This window comes from Kitasatospora sp. NPDC052896, from assembly GCF_044547075.1.
Taxonomy (GTDB): Bacteria; Actinomycetota; Actinomycetes; order Streptomycetales; family Streptomycetaceae; genus Kitasatospora.
Window position 1 is genome coordinate 248,279 of the sequence record NZ_JBITZU010000009.1, and the last position, 18,062, is coordinate 266,340.

General features: G+C 70.7%; 17 protein-coding genes and 1 pseudogene. 12 read left to right on the top strand and 6 right to left on the bottom strand.

Going from position 1 to position 18,062, the window contains the following annotated elements:
- The first annotated feature begins 446 nt into the window (after nt 1-446).
- The 7 genes and pseudogenes from gnd to ACIGXM_RS20940 all read left to right on the top strand — a co-directional run bounded on the left by gnd (nt 447) and on the right by ACIGXM_RS20940 (nt 5,820).
- The gene (gene gnd / locus ACIGXM_RS20910; RefSeq protein WP_396562981.1) at nt 447-1,478 is read left to right on the top strand and encodes a phosphogluconate dehydrogenase (NAD(+)-dependent, decarboxylating); all 1,032 of its coding nucleotides are present in this window, start codon (nt 447-449) and stop codon (nt 1,476-1,478) included.
- Between the two features lie 53 nt (nt 1,479-1,531).
- Nucleotides 1,532-1,711: pseudogene (locus tag ACIGXM_RS20915) on the top strand (HAD hydrolase family protein); the annotation flags it as partial.
- 70 nt (nt 1,712-1,781) lie between these two features.
- Nucleotides 1,782-3,206: a glucose-6-phosphate dehydrogenase gene (gene zwf / locus ACIGXM_RS20920; RefSeq protein ID WP_396562983.1), complete on the top strand. Its 1,425-nt coding sequence runs from the start codon at nt 1,782-1,784 to the stop codon at nt 3,204-3,206.
- 36 nt (nt 3,207-3,242) lie between these two features.
- Complete coding sequence (locus tag ACIGXM_RS20925; protein WP_396562985.1) at nt 3,243-3,620, top strand: integrase; 378 nt, start codon at nt 3,243-3,245, stop codon at nt 3,618-3,620.
- 410 nt (nt 3,621-4,030) lie between these two features.
- Complete coding sequence (locus ACIGXM_RS20930) at nt 4,031-4,573, top strand: hypothetical protein (RefSeq protein WP_396562987.1); 543 nt, start codon at nt 4,031-4,033, stop codon at nt 4,571-4,573.
- A 2-nt stretch (nt 4,574-4,575) separates the two neighbouring features.
- On the top strand, nt 4,576-4,956 hold the full coding sequence (locus ACIGXM_RS20935; RefSeq protein WP_396562989.1) for a tail fiber domain-containing protein: 381 nt from the start codon (nt 4,576-4,578) through the stop codon (nt 4,954-4,956).
- Between the two features lie 204 nt (nt 4,957-5,160).
- Entirely contained in the window at nt 5,161-5,820 is a 660-nt protein-coding gene (locus tag ACIGXM_RS20940) for a 2OG-Fe(II) oxygenase (RefSeq protein ID WP_396562991.1), read from the top strand.
- A gap of 746 nt (nt 5,821-6,566) precedes the next feature.
- Here ACIGXM_RS20940 and ACIGXM_RS20945 read toward each other — a convergent pair.
- Nucleotides 6,567-6,746, bottom strand: coding sequence for a hypothetical protein (locus tag ACIGXM_RS20945; RefSeq protein WP_396562993.1), 180 nt, complete (start codon nt 6,744-6,746; stop codon nt 6,567-6,569).
- A 572-nt stretch (nt 6,747-7,318) separates the two neighbouring features.
- On the opposite strand from ACIGXM_RS20945, the gene ACIGXM_RS20950 reads away from it, so the two are divergent.
- The 4 genes from ACIGXM_RS20950 to ACIGXM_RS20965 all read left to right on the top strand — a co-directional run bounded on the left by ACIGXM_RS20950 (nt 7,319) and on the right by ACIGXM_RS20965 (nt 11,730).
- Nucleotides 7,319-8,692, top strand: a complete 1,374-nt coding sequence (locus ACIGXM_RS20950; RefSeq protein WP_396562995.1) for an NUDIX domain-containing protein — start codon at nt 7,319-7,321, stop codon at nt 8,690-8,692.
- The gene (locus ACIGXM_RS20955; RefSeq protein WP_396562997.1) at nt 8,689-9,186 is read left to right on the top strand and encodes an NUDIX domain-containing protein; all 498 of its coding nucleotides are present in this window, start codon (nt 8,689-8,691) and stop codon (nt 9,184-9,186) included. Before ACIGXM_RS20950 ends, ACIGXM_RS20955 begins: the two co-directional genes overlap by 4 nt.
- A 100-nt stretch (nt 9,187-9,286) precedes the next feature.
- Nucleotides 9,287-11,314, top strand: coding sequence for an ATP-binding cassette domain-containing protein (locus ACIGXM_RS20960; protein WP_396562999.1), 2,028 nt, complete (start codon nt 9,287-9,289; stop codon nt 11,312-11,314).
- A gap of 125 nt (nt 11,315-11,439) precedes the next feature.
- A complete protein-coding gene (locus tag ACIGXM_RS20965; protein WP_396563001.1) occupies nt 11,440-11,730 on the top strand; it encodes a class I SAM-dependent methyltransferase in 291 nt (96 codons plus the stop codon).
- Here ACIGXM_RS20965 and ACIGXM_RS20970 read toward each other — a convergent pair.
- Together ACIGXM_RS20970 and ACIGXM_RS20975 are read right to left on the bottom strand one after the other, a co-directional pair.
- A complete protein-coding gene (locus ACIGXM_RS20970) occupies nt 11,721-12,731 on the bottom strand; it encodes an alpha/beta hydrolase family esterase (RefSeq protein ID WP_396563003.1) in 1,011 nt (336 codons plus the stop codon). The genes ACIGXM_RS20965 and ACIGXM_RS20970 overlap by 10 nt on opposite strands.
- Nucleotides 12,732-12,811: 80 nt before the next feature.
- A complete protein-coding gene (locus ACIGXM_RS20975) occupies nt 12,812-13,534 on the bottom strand; it encodes a FadR/GntR family transcriptional regulator (protein WP_396563005.1) in 723 nt (240 codons plus the stop codon).
- A gap of 163 nt (nt 13,535-13,697) precedes the next feature.
- On the opposite strand from ACIGXM_RS20975, the gene ACIGXM_RS20980 reads away from it, so the two are divergent.
- Nucleotides 13,698-14,210, top strand: a complete 513-nt coding sequence (locus tag ACIGXM_RS20980; RefSeq protein WP_396563007.1) for a hypothetical protein — start codon at nt 13,698-13,700, stop codon at nt 14,208-14,210.
- Between the two features lie 39 nt (nt 14,211-14,249).
- On the opposite strand, the gene ACIGXM_RS20985 is transcribed toward ACIGXM_RS20980, so the two are convergent.
- The 3 genes from ACIGXM_RS20985 to ACIGXM_RS20995 all read right to left on the bottom strand — a co-directional run bounded on the left by ACIGXM_RS20985 (nt 14,250) and on the right by ACIGXM_RS20995 (nt 18,045).
- Complete coding sequence (locus tag ACIGXM_RS20985) at nt 14,250-15,506, bottom strand: ATP-grasp domain-containing protein (protein WP_396563009.1); 1,257 nt, start codon at nt 15,504-15,506, stop codon at nt 14,250-14,252.
- A 27-nt stretch (nt 15,507-15,533) separates the two neighbouring features.
- Nucleotides 15,534-16,799 carry an MFS transporter gene (locus ACIGXM_RS20990; protein WP_396563011.1) on the bottom strand — a complete coding sequence of 422 codons (1,266 nt, stop codon included), beginning with the start codon at nt 16,797-16,799 and terminating at the stop codon, nt 15,534-15,536.
- A 73-nt stretch (nt 16,800-16,872) separates the two neighbouring features.
- Nucleotides 16,873-18,045, bottom strand: coding sequence for an aminotransferase class V-fold PLP-dependent enzyme (locus tag ACIGXM_RS20995; protein ID WP_396563013.1), 1,173 nt, complete (start codon nt 18,043-18,045; stop codon nt 16,873-16,875).
- Between the last annotated feature and the right edge of the window lie 17 nt (nt 18,046-18,062).

Here is an 18,062-nt window from a genome sequence, read left to right on the forward strand (position 1 = left end):
CTGGCCCGCCCACGCCCAGCACCACCCTCGCCTTGCGAGAGCTCTGCGGAGGGTTGATCCTCGAAGTGAGGCACGCCCACCGACCACACGGACCGAGCGCGGACGGCCGCGGGGCCCGGCCACCGCGGCCCGTGCAGGGAGCGGGTTCCAGATGAGGCTCGTCGTCGATCGCAACCGGTGCGAAAGGGGTGTGGCGGCGCCGGCGTTCAGCGGCCTCTGACCCCGGCAATCCCCGTCAGTGGAGAGGGGGGACTGACACGAGGCATCGACTCCTTCGACCGGTGGGGCGTCGCGCTGGGCAGGATGCCGGCGGTGGCGATCATCCCCGAGCTGGAAAGCACGGCCTGGAAAGCACGGCTGAGCCCGAGTTCAGCCACAACTCATCGCCCAACGAGCTGATCCGACGCTACCGGGCGCTGAAGGGTGAAGGGCTGAGGAGGCAGGACATGGCGACTGACACACCGATGCAGCTCGGCATGGTCGGGCTGGGCCGGATGGGGGCCAACCTGGTGCGGCGGCTCATGTGCGACGGGCACCACTGCGTCGCCTACGACGTGAACGACGACGTGGTCGAGGAACTCGCAGGGGAAGGGGCGACCGGCGCCACCTCACTGGCGGACCTGGTGGCAAAGCTGGACAAGCCGCGCGCCGTCTGGCTCATGCTGCCGGCGGCCGTCGTGGATGCCACGCTCGATCGGCTCGTCCCGCTGCTGGAGCCCGGCGACGCGGTGATCGACGGGGGGAACTCCTACTACCGCGACGACATCACCCGGGCCAAACGGCTCGCGTCGGGCGGGATCCACTACCTGGACTGCGGGACCAGCGGCGGGGTGTGGGGGCTCGACCGCGGCTACTGCCTGATGATCGGCGGCGAGACCGAGGCCGTGGCCCGGCTCGACCCCGTCTTCAGGACGATTGCCCCCGGGGCCGGCAGCGCCGAACCCACCCCGAGCCGGACCCGGACCGACGGCACCGCTCCCGACGGGTACCTGCACTGCGGCCCGAACGGCGCCGGGCACTTCGTCAAGATGGTCCACAACGGGATCGAGTACGGGATGATGGCCGCCATCGCCGAGGGACTGAACATCATCAGGCACGCCAACGCCGGCAAGGAGACCCAGGTCGCCGACGCCGAGACCACCCCGCTGCGGGATCCGGAGGCCTACCAGTACGACATCGACCTCGGCGAGGTCGCCGAGGTCTGGCGGCGCGGATCGGTGGTCGGGTCGTGGCTCGTCGACCTGACCGCTGACGCGTTCGCGCGCTCACCGGGGCTGGAGGAGTTCTCCGGGCGGGTCTCGGACTCCGGAGAGGGCCGATGGACGGTGCTCGCCGCGGTGGATGAGGGAGTTCCGGCCACGATCATCGCGACGGCGCTGCTGGAGCGCTTCGAGTCGCGGCGCCGGGGCGAGTTCACCGACAAGATCCTCTCGGCGATGCGCAGCGAATTCGGCGGCCACGCCGAGAAGAAGGCGTAGGCGCGACATGCTCCATGAGCTCGAATCCCCGGTGACTCCCCAACAAGGGCTGCGTGGCCCGCTACCTCTCCAGGGCCTACCGGATCCCTGCCGAGGAGATCGCCACGATCGGCGACATGCCCAACGACGTGCTCATGTTCGCCCACTCAGGAATCAGCATCGCCATGGGCAACGCGAGCCACGAGGTCCAGCGGGCCGCCCGTCGTGTCACCACGACCAACGAGGACGAGGGCTTCGCCAACGCGGTGGAGCGGTTCGTCCTGCCTCGACCCGACGCTGCCAGGGCCGACGACAAGGAGTGCCATGACTGCACCAGCGAACACGGCCGCGGATGTCCTGGTGATCTTCGGCATCACCGGAGATCTGGCCAGGAAGATGACCTTCCGGTCCCTGTACCGCCTGGAGCGCCGCCAGTTGCTCCAGTGCCCGATCATCGGTGTGGCCCGCCGCGAGTGGTCCGCCGCGGCGCTACGGGATCACGCACGCCGCGCCGTCGAGGACGCCGGCGAGATGATCGATGAGGACGTGTTCCAGCGGTTCGCGGAGCGCCTGTCGATGGTCTCCGGCGATCTCGGGGACCCGGGGACCTATGACCGCCTCGCCCGGGCGATCGAGGCCCGGCACACTCCGGTCTTCTATCTGGAGATCCCGCCGTCGCTGTTCGGCCGCGTGGTCGAGGGCCTGGCCGGTGCCAACCTCACCGGTCGGGCCCGGGTCGTCGTGGAGAAGCCGTTCGGCCACGACCTGGCGTCGGCCCGGGCGCTGGACGCCCAGCTGCGCAAGCTCCTGGAGGAGCGGCAGATCCTGCGCATCGACCATTTCCTCGGCAAGGAACCGGCCATGGACATCCTGTTCCTCCGGTTCGCCAACTCCATCCTGGAGCCGCTGTGGAACCGTGACCGGGTCCAGTGCGTGCAGATCACCATGGCCGAGGACTTCGACGTGGCGGATCGGGGCAGCTTCTACGACCCGGTCGGGGCACTGCGCGACGTCGTGCAGAACCACCTGCTCCAGCTCGTCGGGCTGTTCGCCTCCGAGCCGTCGAGCACCGCCGACGCCGACGGGCTGCGCGACAAGCGGGTGGAGGTGTTCCGGGCCATGCCGCCGGCGGACCCGAGGCACTACGTCCGCGGCCAGTACGACGGGTACCTGGCCGTGCCGGGGGTGAGCCCGGACTCGCAGACCGAAACCTACGCCGCGCTGCGGCTGGAGATCGACAACTGGCGCTGGTCGGGCGTCCCGATCTTCATCCGGGCCGGTAAGGCCCTCCCGGAGAGAGCCACCGAGATACGGGTCATCTTCAAGCTGCCCCCCAGGGTGGCGTTCGCGCCGACGTGCGCGCCGGACCCGAACGAGCTCATCCTGCGGATCGATCCCGACCCGGGTGTCGACCTGGTCGTGCAGGCAAAGCAGCCCGGCGCCCAGGCGACCCGGACGGTGGACCTGTCGCTGATCTTCTCCGAGGAGCTCGGGGAGGCACCGGAGCCCTACGAGCGGCTGCTCAGCGACGCCATGGCCGGGGAATCCAGCCTCTTCACCCGGGAGGACAGCGTCGAGGAGACCTGGCGCATCGTTCAGCCGCTGCTGGACGCCCCGCCGCCGGTGGAGCCGTACAAGCCGGGATCCTGGGGGCCGGCCGGCGCGGACAAGCTGCTCGCCGGCCACCCGCGTTGGCGCGACCCCTGGCTCCGTCCCCTGTCGGGCTCGGAAAGTCATCGCCGCAGGTGAGCGGGATAGGGTGACCTCGGCTGGCACCATGTCCGCGTGATCGTTTCGATGCCGTACAAGATGGTGCGCAGGCTGCTGTCCATCCCCAAGGTGCTGCTTCACGGCGACACCGCCAAGGACGCGGAACCGCTCGTGCTCAGGCATGAGAACACGGTGCCGCGTCGCCACCTCTCCGGCCCGGTCCGCCATGAACCGGAGGATCGGCTCTGGCTGGCGGCGCTGTCCAGCCTGATACCCCGTCACCGTTGGCGGGCAGTCTTCCCAGTCACGCCCGGCACGTTGCCGCCCTGGCATCGCCGACTCATCGCGGCGAAGTGGGACTACAGCACACAGCGCACCCAAACCGGGCGACCACCGACCAGAGCGACGCTCAAGAACCTCGCGCTACGCCTGGCTCGGGACAACGCCGGGTGAGGCCACAATTGGGATCGGATGGCTCCGGCGTGGGGCTGCAGGGAGCCGTCGAAGGCGGCGGATCCGATGGTGAAGGCGTCGGCTCCGGCTGATGCGAGTGCCTGTATCCGGTTGGTGCCGGTGATGGAGCCGGCGACGACCAGGCGGTGGGTGAGCCGGTTGCCGCGTGTTCTTCGCCGTTCGCTCATCGGTTTGTATGCGTCGATCGCGTTCGTCACGGTCCCCCTCGCGGTTCATCAGATGGTGTGGACTCGTGGTTGTCAGTTGGTTGGGCCGGATGGGGGATGGATACGGTCGGTCGCGTCGTCCGAAGGGGGCGGCACCCGTCGCGTGCCGCGCGCGCCCAGGCCGTCCCGGCCGTCATGCGCTGATACGGAGCGCGCTCGGGCAGTTCCCATGTGGGAGTGGACATGAGTTCTGTAGGTCGTAAGACCGTCGCGGTGATGGCCGCGGCTCTGGCATCGCTGGGCGCGGGGAGCACTGTCACCGCGTCCGCGACCACCCCGTCGCCCGCGTCGTGCAGCAGCGGGACGCAATGCCCCAGCCTGAAGCCGACCAGGCTCACGGCCAGCCAGGCCACCTTGAACGTCACCCAGATGCAGTTGGAGAACATCAACGCGATGGCGTCCGACGCGGTGACCGGGGAGCCCATCCGCGGCGCGAAGATCGTGTTCGCCACCATGGGCGGCCGGACACTGGGGATGGCCTACACGGACGACACCGGCATCGCCGCGATCGCCGCTCCGGAGGACCTGGGCCCCGGAACCCTCCAGGAGCTGCTGGGCGGCTACGAGGCCGCGATGGTCGGCGACGGCATCCACGCCCCGGCCGGGGCCCACGGAGCGATCACCGTCGGCACCGACCAGGGCCCCGGCGTCCCGGGCAACCCGTGCGCCGTCTGCAGCGACCGCGGGCTCAAGCAGGACGTGGTCCCGGTCGACTGGAGCCGGTAAGGATGCGGATCTTCCGCCGGCGGTCCCGGACGGCTGACCACAGTGCCCCGGCCCGCCGTCCGGCCGGCCCGCGGGAGCGCGGCGCGGTGGCCCCGGTCGGTGCGGTCAACGGCTACGCGATCCTGGAGACCGTGGCCGCGCTTCCCATCAGTACCTGGCGCTACCTCTGGGAGCCCGAAGACGTGCGCCACCTCGGGCCGATGGCCCAGGACTGGCAGGCCGCCTTCGGCTTCAACCAGGACGACACCACCATCCCCGTCGTCGACGGCCTCGGCGTCGCCCTGGTCTGCGTCCAGGCACTGCACCGCCGTGTGGAAGAACTCACGGCCGAAGTGAACCGCCTGCGAGAAGCCGCGAGCGTGAACACGCATGACGCCGCGTGACGACGCCGGACGGCCCACCGTGATGCTCCAGCGGTCGCAGAGCCGGACAGGCAGTGGCCACGGGCGCGTCCTAGGCCCGAGCGCGGCCCACTCCCCAAGAGGGCTTCAGGGGAACCCGAGCCGGCCCCTGCGGAACACCCATCGCGATCAAGAAGGCAGGACACCTTGGCACGACACGACACCCTGACGGGACCATCCGAGGCGATGGATCAGCGGTCGCCGGTGTGTACGGACGCGATCTGGCGGCTTCCGGTGACGGTCTGCCGCATCACCCAGTTCCTGGGTGAGCAGACGGCCGGCGCCCTACTGGAGCGCGCCACCGCCTCCACCGGCGACACGTTGAAGCCCTCCATGATTCGAGACCGGGAGCTGGTCCCCGACATTCGCCGGTCCCGCTCATACCAGGACTTCGCCGCGCCCGAGTTGCTGGCAGCCATCGACGAGGTACTGGAGGCGGTCGAGCACACGCTGGGAGTCTCCTGCCAGTACACCGAACCCAGCTACAGCCTCAACGTGCACAACGACGGCGACTTCTACCGGCCGCACCAGGACACCAGCACCGAGTACGCCCCCCGGCGCCTGCTCACCTTCGTGTACTACCTGCATCGCACACCCCGGCCCTTCGACGGGGGCGAGCTGCGGATGTTCGACGCCGCCCTGCCCCTGCACACCGACACAGCCGGAAAGTGGCAGGAGCGCACCTGGCGGGACTGGGAGCCCGAGCACGACAGCATCGTGTTCTTCCGACCCACCGCCTGGCATGAGGTACGGCCGGTCAGCTGTCCGAGCAAGCAGCACGCGGACAGCCGCTTCGCCATCAACGGCTGGCTGTGCAGCCCCGACCCCGCGAACCCCCGGGAATGACGCGAGCCCGTGACACAGACCCTGCCTGACATCGCCGGCTGACAAGTCGGCATCCCCGTCAGTCGGGCGAGTTCCGGCCAGGATCCTCGCGGAGCAGCTTCGAGCCGGTGCGGGGTGCCGCGGCAGGGAGCTGTCGCGCTCGGTCGCTGACGGGATGGACGACTCTGCGGTCGGGCGCGCCAACAGACTGCGCTGCGGCAACGAAGTGATCCGCGTAGGCCCGGGATGTGGCTGAACCCCAAGGGTGTTGGGCCTCCCCGCAACGACGGTCGCCCTGCGGTCAGGTGAGTTCCTGGTGCCAGTCGGCGAACTGCTCGCGGATCGCGGCGGCCGCGGCGGGGTCGAGCCCGCAGGCGGCGAACTGCTCGTCGCTGTAGCGGGCCACGCGTCACAGCGCGTCGGCGAACGTCCGCTCGTCGAACCCGGCGTCGTCATGGGCGACGGACTCCTCAAGGCTGACCACGGGTGTGGCCGGCCTTGAGGAGTCCGTCGACGTCGATGGCGTCGCGGACCTCCGCGCGGCTGAACTGCGAGAGCGAGTTGAAGCCTGGCGAGGTGGCTGTGATTGGCCCGGTCGAGGGGTCTGCCGTTCCGCCAGGCATGGAGTCGGATGAACCGGCGGTACCGCCACACGCGATGGGAGCTGATCTCCGGAGGGAAGCGGAAAACCCGGTACGACGGCGTCCGCACGAGCAGCCCCTCCCACCATCTGACCAAGCCGGTGATCACGCCACTCGAACGAGCCCTCACTGTGCCTCCGCCAGGTCGCCATCCTCGCCCGCGCCACCACAGCCGACCTGCCCGGCACCCTCGCTCTGCTGGAAGAGACCGAGCCGGGCGAGCCCTGGGAGGACGCCGTCACCGCCGTACTCACCGCACTGTGCCACCCCGGCGACCGGCGTGCCGCCGAGGCCGCGATCGACCACTGCCTCGCCTTCGAACCGGACGAGGGGCTCGCCGTGTTCACCGGGGCCGGCCCTGACCGCGATCGACAGTGCCGGCCCGGACACGCCCGCCGCCCGAAACCTGATCAAGCAGCTGTCCAGCCGAACGGGTGAAAGCGGCGACGGCTACGCACTGCGCGACCTCCTCGCCCACGAAGGCGTTCACAACCGGCCTCGAACCCGACAGGACGGCCGAGCTCGAACAGGCTCTCGCCGCCTGCGCGCTGGGCTCCGCCACCCTGTCCGAGCCTGTCCGCGGCCGACTGGAGGACGCCCTCGCTGCCGCCCAGGAAGTGCTCGAAAGCTCCCCGTTCGACCCAGGCTCGCCCGGAGGCGACCCACTTGAACGCCGCACTCGAACAGCTCCATCATCGGACCTCACCAACCCCTAGAACATTCACGAACTCAGCCCAGCAGTACCCGACTTGGACGCCTGAGCACCCTGGTTCAGCACACCTGCCCGCCCGCGTGCCGGTTGTGCTCTCAGGTGCTGCGGTGAAGACCAGAACCGCCCCGCGGGCCGTGCCCGCCCGCGAGACCGAGGAGCTCTCCTGGTGATCGACTTCGACGTGTTGACCGGCCTCGCCTTTCGCGAGGGCGCCGAACGGATCGGCGTCGGCGTGGTGGTCCGTGACACCGCCGGTCGGATCCTGATGATCCGCCGGGCCGCGCACGACGTCCTGCCTGGCCTGTGGGAGTACCCGGGCGGCGGCCACGAGGACGGCGAGCCCGTGGCGGTGGGAGCCGCGCGGGAGTTGGCGGAGGAGACCGGCCTCACCGGTCTGACGCTGGAGTACGCGCGGCACCTGGACTTCACCAACCAGCGTGGCCTGCGGGTGCGGCAGTTCGTCTTCACTACCGTCGTTCCAGGGGGCACCCCGATCGTTCTCTCCGGGGACCACGACGATCACCAGTGGGCTCCAGCGAACCGGCTGCCCACCACCAGCGATGGTCAACGCGAGGTGACCGAGTGGCTGACCGGCCGCCTGGCGATCCCGGGCTGGCGGCCGGTCGGCGGCTACCTGACCACCATCGCCCGGCCCAGCTCCTACGGCTGTCTCCTCGTCACCGACCCGCAAGGCCGTGTCCTCGGGATGCGCTCGACCATCGACCCGAACGTATGGAACATGCCCGGCGGTAACGTCGAGCACGGCGAGAGCCCCTTCGACGCCGCGCTGCGCGAGGCCAGGGAGGAACTGGGCCTGGACCTGGCCGCGGAGAACCCGCAGGTGCTCCGGCGGCGCCTGGTCGCCGTGATCCACACGCAGGCCGACGCCGACTACCCGGTCCCGGTCGCCGGCTACGTGTTCGACGGCGGCACGCTGACCGCGGAGCAGCAGGCCCGGATCCGGCTCGATCCGGCCGAGCACACCGAGTTCCGGTTCGAGACGGCCCACGACTGGCGCTCCCGGATGACCCCTGCCCACTACCAGCGGCTCCGGCAGGTGCTGCGCGCCCACCGCTGCGGTGTCCCGCTCTACCTGGAGCGCCCCGCCCCGGATAGCGACGACTTCGAGGGCGTCCTGGTCTTCGTCACCGACCGTGCGGGTCGACTGCTGATGCACCTGCGCGAAGACAGGCCGAGCATGGCCTGGCCCGGCTACTGGACCCCGACCGGCGGCTGGCGGGAGGCCGACGAGAGCGCCCGGGAGAGCGCGGTGCGCGAGGTCCGCGAGGAGGCCGGCATCGAGATCACCGGGCTGCGGACCCTCCCCGACCCGCACCACGACCTCGGCCTCCCGCTCACCCGCGTCCTGCACGCCGTCTGGGACGGCCCCGAGAGCGACCTTCGGCTCGGCGACGAGGGCCAGGCCGTGCGCATGGTCCCCCTGGACGAGGTCCTCGAGCTCAAGGTCCCGCCCTACATGCGGCACTACCTGCCGCTGCTCGCCGCGGCGCCCGATCAGCCCACCAGGAGCACCTCATGACCCGGCTCGACGACGGCCGCCCGGCCTCCCTGGCACACCGCACGTCCGGAACGGACCCACTGACGCTGGTCGTCGGCGTCCACCTCGTCCTGGTGGACGAGGGCGCGGTACTGCTCGGCCGCCGACGCAACACCACCTACGCCGCCGGCCTGTGGCACCTCCCGGCCGGGCACATGGAGCCGGGCGAGCCCATCACCCGCTCCATGACGCGCGAGGCCGCCGAGGAACTCGCCATCACCATCGCCGAGGACGACCTCGAACTCGTCCACACACTTCACCATCTCGACGCCGACGACGGCCGCAGCCGCCTCCAGCTCTTCTTCCGCCCCGCCCGCTACCAGGGCCGGGTGCACAACGCGGAGCCGCACAAGTGCGAGGCACTGCACTGGTGGCCGCTCGGCCAACTGCCCGCGGACATCCTGCCCTATACCGCACACGCCCTCGGCGAGATCACCCGCGGCAACTCGCTGTCCACCGTCGGCTGGCCCGCATGACCACACCCGCCCTGCCAAACGACGCCGACCGGCTGCTGCGAGAAACGGCCGGTCCGTACGAGTGACCCGACCCACGTCCGCCCACCAGTAGGGAGACCGCGTGAAACGACGTCCGCCCAAGCCCGTCCCCGAGGACTCCATCTCCGCGAGCGAGCAGTTCCTGTTCGGCGGCCCGCTGCGCTACGACTACAACTTCAGCGACCACGAGCAGACGATGAAGCGGATCAGCTTCCTTTCCGTGGCCCGGCAGGTCCCGCGCATGCTGCGCATCGCCGTTCGCCTCGCCTGGCAGGCCGATCGCGCCGCGCTGGTGGCCGTCGCCGTCGCCGAACTCGGCCGAGGCGTGGCCACCGCCTTCGGCCTCCTCGCGACGAACCGGGCTCTGGCGTCACTGCTCGCCGCCGGACGTACCGACCAGATGCTGCGCCGGGCGTTTCCCGCCGCGGCCGTGGTCGGCGGCGCCGCCGCGTTCGCGGCCGTGATGATCGTGCTCTCGGGCTGGGCGACCGGCCGGCTGGAGCCGAAGACCGAGCGAGCCGCGACCGTCGCCTACCTGCGGCGCGCCGCGCGGGTGGAGCTGTCCGCGGTGGAGGATCCGGAGTTCAGCCGGTTGCTGGAGTCGGCCCGCTTCGGCACCGCCTCGGTACGACGGCTCATCAGTCAGAGCGTCCAGGTCCTGACCTCGCTGCTGAGCCTGGTCGCGGCCGGCGGCGTGCTGCTCGGTCTGGATCCGCTGCTGCTGCCAGGACTCGCGCTGGTCGCGGCGCCGAAGGGCTGGGGAGCGGTGCGCTCCGCCCGCCGCAAGTACAGCTCCGTGATGGCCTGGATCCAACACCACCGGGCCGCGTCACTGCTCGCCCAGCTGATCACCCAGCCGCACTCCGCACCCGAGGTCCGCGTCCACGCCATCGGACCGTTCATCCTGACCCACTACACGGCGATGGCCGAGGCATCCGAGCGGGAGCAGAACCGGCTGGCCCGCGCCGGCGCCGGGACCTCGATGCTGTCCGCCGCCCTGTCCGGCACCGCCTACACCGCGACCTTCGCCCTCCTCGGATTGCTCGTCTACAACGGGCACATGGCTCTCGCCGTCGCCGGGACCGCCATCGTCGGAGTGCGCACCGGAGCCGCCAACATCACCTCCCTGGTGAGCAGCTTCAACAGCCTTTACGAAGAAGCCCTCTACGTGCGGGACCTGGACCGTCTCCAGGAGGAGGCCGAGCGACGGGCCATCCCCGTCGGCGGCACCAACCTGCCCGAACGCCCAGAGATCCTCAGGGTGGAGAACGTCTCCTTCACCTACCCCGGGCGCACCTCACCCGCGCTGAGCAAGGTGACGCTGGAGATCCCGCGCGGCAAGGTCGTGGCCCTGGTCGGCGACAACGGCTCCGGGAAGTCGACCCTCACCAAACTCCTGTGCGGCCTGCACCTGCCCGACGAAGGGCGAATCCTGTGGGACGGCGTCGATGCCGCCACCGCCGACCGGGATCAGCTCTTCGCCTCCGTCGCCATGCTCGAACAAGGCTTCCAGCAGTGGCCCTTCACGCTGCGCGCCAACGTCCTGATCGGCCGGCCCGAGTACGGGGATGACCCCGACCAGCTCAAGAAGGCCGCCGACTACGCCGACCTGCACACCCTGGTCGAACAGCAGGACCGAGGATGGGACACCCTGGCCGCGCGCGGCTTCCAAGGCGGCGTGCAGCTGTCCGGCGGCCAGTGGCAGCGCATCGGCACAGGCCGCACCTTCCACCGGGCGACCACCAGCAGCGCCGCCGGCCGGCCGCCCTACCTCGTCATCGCCGATGAACCGACCTCCGCCCTCGACGCCCAGTCGGAGATCGACGCATTCGCGCGCATCCGTGAACTGGCAGCCCAGGGACTCACGGTCGTACTCATCACCCACCGCCTCGCCGCGACTGCCAACGCCGACCTGATCTATGTCCTCCACGACGGCCGGCTCACCGAACAGGGCACCCACGCCGAACTGATGGCCCAACCGAACAGCCGCTACCGAACGTCCTACCTCCTGCAGGCCCGCCAATACTCGACAGCACAACCAGCCACAGGGACCGCGATCCCGCGAGCGGCGACGAGCGACCGCGAGCCCAACCCGAGCACGTCCACGTGACCAGGAGCACTGGCTCCAACCGGCTCCGGATTCATGGGAGTCTAGCTCCAACCCTCGTTCCCAGCAGCCTGTGGGACAGCTTCTGGCCGGGAGCCGGTGGGGACGGCGCGCCCGAGTCAGACCGCGTGCACTGGACCCAGTACCCGCACCATGGCCCCGGGGCGGAGTACCTGGGGGCGCCCAAGACCGCGCTGGAGCTGGGCGGCGCCACCTGCGGCGCCTCGGTGGCACTCACCAGGACCGGGGTGCAGGTGACCGCGGTGGACTTCTCCGCAGTGCAGATGGAACGGGCACCGCAGTGGTGGGCCGGCGAGCCGAATCTCACGCTCGTGGAGGCCGACCTCACCGACTACCTGGCGCACACCGAGGAGCGGTTCGACGCGGTGTTCTCGAACTGTGCCCGCACTCACGGATGAACGGGGGCCAGGGGGTGGGCGGCGAAGAACGCCGTGATCACCTGCGCGGCGTCGATCGAGTGGGTCGTGCCACCGGGACCGCTGGGTGCGGTGGCACCGGGCCAGGTGTGACCACCGTCGGCGATGCGGTAATTGGTGACCTCGGTTCCATCGGAACAGTTCGACCAGGTGGTCCGGGTGACGTCTGGCGCGATGGCCTGGTCGGTGCCCTGCTCGGCGCATCGATCACGCTGCTGCCACAGCCGCAGCCACGCCTGCGTCGAGTACAGCCCTCGGGAGGGGTCCCCGTCGTAGGGGACGACCGGGTCGTCAGCCCCGTGCATGTTGAGGATCGGGATGGGGCGCCCGTCGGCGGTGCAGTGGTTCTGCTCCTGGTAGAACGCTCCGGAAATGGTCGCCACCGCCGCGACACCGGTGATGCCGCACGCGGCCGACGCCGCGAAGCCGGCGCCGTCGGACTTGCCGGTCAGGTCTACACGGCCGGCATCGACGCACGACGATCCGGCGAGCCACTGGACCAGGTCGGTGGCGAACGCGTAGTCGTGGGCGGAATCGCCGGCGTAGGGGGTGGCCTCCCAAGTCGGCTTGCCGCCTTCCCCGTTCAGGCCCTGGGCGTACAGCACGATCGCGTCGACCCCGTCGAGTTGCGCATACGACTCCAGCAGGGAGTCGGACTCACCGCGGCCGGGAAAGGCGATGATCGCGGGGTACCTCCGGCCGGCGTCGAAGCCGGCCGGCAGGTGCTCGATGAACGCTCGCTGCTTCCCGGCGACGTCCATGGTCATGGCGGCGGCGGAGTTCGGGGCGCCCACGCACGCCGCCCCACCGCTCACCGCGGCTGCCAACGCCGGCCGGGCGGACTGGGCGGAACGCGCGGCGGCGTCCGTCGGACCGGCACCGGAGCACGCCGCCAGCGTGGCGACGACCAGCCCGGCGACCACGCCGGTCGCCCGCCGGCGCAGCAGGTGCCGGCTTCCGTGGTTCCGCATGTGCTGGCGCATGAACGTCCGCCCCTTCAGGTCGTTTGCCGTGCCGGATGCGTGCCACGCCGCACGGCGTGGCACGCGTGATCGATCGGGCATCAAAGGCCTCGCCCACCCGCCGCGAGGAGCGCGGCGGTACTCGCCCGCAGCTCGTGCAGATGCTGCCGGGTCAGTTCCTCGGCCGCGCCGGGCTCCTGCTCGCGCACGGCGGCGAGGATCTCCCGGTGCTGGTCGAGGTCGCGGGCCCGGTCCTGGACGAGACGGCGCACGGCCCGCTGTTCCGCGCTCCGCGCCGACAGGAGCGAGTCGACCACCTCGAACAGCACCGGATTGCCGCAGGCACCGGCCAGCTCGCGGTGGAAGTTGCCCCGCCCGCCCCGGGGGACCTGGGCGCGCGGCGCGGGCTCAACGGTGAACTCCAGCCTGGCAAGCTGCTCGTCGGTGCGGTGCCGGGCGGCGAGCGCGGCGATGCCCGGCTCGACGGCCAGTCGCGCCTGGATCAGCTGGAGGATCCGCACGCCGCTCACGGGCACCGGGTTCGGATTGGGTATCAGGGTCCGTAGCACGCCGGGGCCCACGTAGATACCGGAGCCGTGTCGCAGCCGGACCGCGTCGGTCGCCTGCAACCTGCGCAGCGCCTCGCGCATCGTCGGCGCGGTCACGCCGAACCGCCCCGCCAGCTCGCGCACCGTGGGCAGGGCGTCCCCGGGCCCGAGCCGCCGCTCGGCGATCAGGCCGAGCAACCCGGCCGCAAGACGCTCCGAGAGGCTGTCCGGGCGCTCTTCCGCCTCCTCGCCGTCCGTGCAGTCAACAGAGAACACCACACCCCCCATTCATGAGTGACCAAGTGACTATATCAATCTGGTGCGTAGTCAGCGACTGCCGCGCTGCCTCGGTCGACGGACGGGGCGCAGCTGGTCCCGTCGCCGGGAGCGAGCCCTCGAGGACGTTCGCGCCATTGATGCGCAGATCCAGGCGGTTACGGTGTCCTCGACCACCCCTCGCGGCCGTCTGCCGGACCGGGCCGCCGACTCACACGGTGACGCCCAGGGCGTTGCTGCCCGCCGTAGTACCGGTACGGAGCCGTACTCGCGGAGCGGGCGGGAGGGCTTCGTAGCCGCGGGCCAGAGGCCGTGGCGGTGGTCCATCGGGACCACCTTCGCCGGGGCCCGCACGCTGCTCGGCGTCGGACAGGCCCGTAACCGCTCCGAGAACGCGGTCCGCCGCACCGTCCCGTTCGGCCTGTACTGCTACTCGATCACCGTCGTCCGGTACGCGTTGCACGGCCATCACCCCGGCGACGCCGCCGACCACCGCGCACGGGCCCCCTGGTACACCACCAAGACCGGCCCGTCCTTCGCCGACATGCCCGCCGAGCTTCGCCGCGTGATCACCGCCGCCCGACTTCTCCCCGTCGCCCCAACCCAGCCGACAGGCGCCGAAGTCCAGGACGTCCGCCAAGCCTTGGCCCGAGCAGGTCTCCAACACTCAGCCTGATCACACCAGCCCCACGAGAACAGCGAAAGTCGAGGAGCCCTACGCAACGGTGTTGCCGTCAACCAACGTGGCAGCGGTCTCCGTCAGCAACATCACCCGCTCCGCGGCCGCGCGTGCCACCGCAAGCGCCCTCGCCGGTTCCGCGTGCACGGCACGACAGTAGAGCACCCGCGACTCCGAGTCGGCAAGCTCGGCGCTCACCGGCTCACCGATGCCCTTGGTGAGCTGTACATCGACCACCCCGTCTTGCTCCCTGGCCAGTTCAAGCCCGTTGACACCGGTCAGCACGCCATCGTCGTCGGCTCCGACGAACCAGATGGCCGCGCTGGCCTTCGGCGTGCGGGCGAGAGTGTGTCGTAGTTCCGCCAGGACCCGACGGCCGCCGGCCTGACGCGCGGTGAAGTCGAAGAGGTCCACCCCGGTGGCGTCCGCGACAAGTTCGGGGATCGAGTCGCCGCCGAGCCGCAGGTGTGTCTCGACGGTCCGGGGTCCCGCCGCGGTGAGGATCACTTCGGTGTGCGTGGGCCCGTTGCGCACCCCCAGGGCGTCGAGCACGGCGGCCACATGCCGGGCGACGGCACGCTCGCTCTCGTCGGGCAGCCCGGCCGGCACCTGGTGGCCGGTTTCGACGAGGTGCCGGTCGTCCTTGAACTTCCGCGTGATGGCCACGATCTCGTGGTCGCCGTCCTCCGAGAACGCCTCGACGCTGAACTCCTGCCCGTCCAGGTACTGTTCGGCGGTGATCGGCGACCGGCCGTCGCCTGCCGACCAGCGCCAGGCCGACTGCACGTCGGCGGCGGTACGCACGATGGACACCCCACGGCTTCCCGTGCCACCCGTGGGTTTGAGTACGAGTGTGCCCCACCGTTGCAGCAGGGCGGTCACCTCGTCCGGGCCGAACACCTCGGCGCAGCAGACCTGTTCGACGGCGGCCTCGGCCAGGGCGCGACGCATGGCGAGCTTGTCCGTCACGTTCCGCACGGTCCGCGCCGAGTGGAACGGCAGCCCCAGCAGGTCCGCGATCGCCGCGGCCTTGTCCTGGTCGAGCTCGCTGAACGCCGCCACCCGGTCGACCGGATCACAGGAGTGCACGAACCCGGCATGGGCGAGCCATTCCCCGGGCGCGTCGGCGGGCAGCGCGATGATCCGCTCGTTGTCGGCGGGCCGCGCCACCTTGGCCAGCCGGGTGATCCGAACCAGCGTGGTGGTCCGGACATCGGTGCGCGCTCGCATCCGGGCGGCGAGGTCTCGTCCCGCGCCGATGACCAGCACATGTTCACGTGCCGTCCTGGCCATGGTGTCTCCGTTCCAAGAGGTGGTCGTTCAGGTCGTGATGAGCGCGACGGGGGCGCCCGGTCGCGTCGGCTGTCCCGGTGTCGAAGCCGCTGCGCAGGCGAGGCCCGCGAGGAGGAACACCACGGCGAGCACCAGCCAGCCGCCCGCGCCGGCCAGGGTCATCAGGCCCAGGCCGAGTGTCGGGCCGACGATGTCCTTCCCCGACGACCCCAACCAGAAGAAGGCGAGGAACCGCCCTTGCTGCTCCTCGGGGGCTGCCGCGAACGAGACGGTCCAACTCGCCGCTGTCTGCAGCAGTTCTCCCGCTGTGTGAAGCACCATGCCCAGCACGAGGGCCGCAACGGCCAGCGCGACGTGGTCGAGGAAGGTCGCCGCGGCGAAGCAGAGACATCCACCGGCCAGGACCAGCCCGCACCGCCGGAACGCCCCGACGGCGGCGGGCACGGTGTCGGCCCGCTTGGTGACCCGCAGCTGGAACAGGATGGCCAGGACGGTGTTGAGCATGAGCAGCATGCTCACGATCCAGGTCGGCGTCGCGGTGTGGTTGCTCACCCACAGAGGGAGGAGCAGCGTCAGCACGGTGTCGTGCAGCATGAGGACGCCGTTGGCGACGGTGAGCACGACGAACGCCGGGTGGCGCCACGGCGCTCTGGTCGGTGGCTCCTTCGGGTCGGCCCGCCGCAGGTGCGGGTCGGCCGCCGGCAGCACCCGAAGGCGGGCCAGCAGCACGACCGTGCACAGGAACGACAGCGCGTTGAGGCCCACCAGCCAGCGGAACGCGGTGGCGGTGCCGGTGGCCAGCGCCAGTCCGCTGAGTCCGATGCCCATCGTGTACCCGAGGTTGCGGATGCCGCGCACGACGGCCGCGACCTTCGTGCGCTCGCCTCCGGAGAAGAGCTGTCCCACCATGGCCTGGTTGACCGGGGGTGCCGTGCGGTCGGCGGTCAGCAGTACGCAGGCGACGCACATGAACTGGGCGAACCCGTGCACGAACAGGTAGCTGAAGTACCCGGCTCCACGCAGCGCGTTGAGAACCAGGAAGACCCTCCGGGCACCGAACCGGTCGGCCAGGCGTCCGACCGGGACGGTGGCGGCGAACCCCAGGGCACCGCCGACGGACAGGCCGAGCCCGACTTCGGCGGGGGTCAGACCGACGACACGGGTGAAGAACAGGGCCGAACTCGCCAGGAAGAGGCCCGTTCCGGTGGAGCCGACGAAGGTGCTGACGGCCAGCACGCGGGCGTTGGGCGAGGTACCGCGGAGCCGGTCGATCACGGCTCGTGGGCTGAACATGAGGTCTCCATCGTGCGATCCCATGGGTGGACAGGTACCGCCGGTGCCACCCGGGACGGGCTCTGGTGCTGCGTCAGGCCGCCAGGGCGGTGAGCTCGGCGCGAATCCGCTCGGCAACCACCGCCACCTGGTCCTCGGCGAGGCTGACCGGGTTGACGGTGAGTTCGTCCCGCGAGTCGTCTGCGGGCACGAAGATTCGCGGCACCCCGGCCAGCAGCGCGGCGGCCACCTCACTCGGACGGCGTCCGAACACCTCCCGGATCCGGCCGAGCACCAGTGTGGGGACGTGGTGGCGGTACTCGTCGTGCAGCACCGCCAGGTCGGCTCCGGGCAGATGCGACAGCGTGTCGTGTACTGGTGCGAGCAGCTCGCGCCAGTACGCCAGTTCGGCGTCCTCGTCCGCGCCGAGGTACCGCTTCAGCGCCACGTAGAGGCCCAGCATGTCCTCCCTGGTGACCTTGTGCGCCCGACCGATCGCCTGGTTGGGGCCGTTGTTGGCGCGCGCCGCCTCGATCAGATCGCGCCGACCGTAGAGCAGGCCGGTGTTCTGCGGGCCACGGATGACTTTCCCGCCACTGATGGCGACCAGATCCGCCCCCTGGTCGAGGTACCGGCGCAGGTTCGCGCGGGGCGGGAGCATGGCGGCAGCGTCGACGATCACCGGGATCCCGAGCTCGTGCGCCTCTCTGCACACCGTGGCGAAGTCCGGGCCAACCTGCCGGATGCCCGGACCCTCCAACCAACCGATGGCCGCGGTGCGTTCGTTCACCGCGGAGAGGATCTCCCAGAGGTGGCACTCGTTCATGGTCCCGACCTCGACCACCCGGGCGCCGGTCTGGCGGTACATGTGCGTGTAGCGGCCGACGTGCGTGCGCATGAGCACCATCTCGTCGCGCATGCCCACCGGGTTGGGCAGTGCCGCGACCCGCGCGGGGTCGGTGCCGGTCATGCAGGCGGCCAGGGACAGCACGCACCCGCTGGCGGCACCGCTGGTCACCATCGCGGCCTCGGCGCCCGTCGCCCCGGCGATGAACCGGCCGACGGCGGCGTTCAGTTCGGCGACCGGGACGAACACGTCCGACGCGGCCCACATCACGTCCCGGACCTCTGGGTCCGTCCGGGAGCCGCCCATGGTGGTCTTCGTTCCGCCGCAGTGGATCAGCGGTTCGACACCGAGCTCCGCGAGCAGCGAGTGCACGGCACCGGTGCCTGCGGCGCGGTCAGTCGACCGTGGTTCGAGCAGCACTGGGCTTCCTCCTCTGT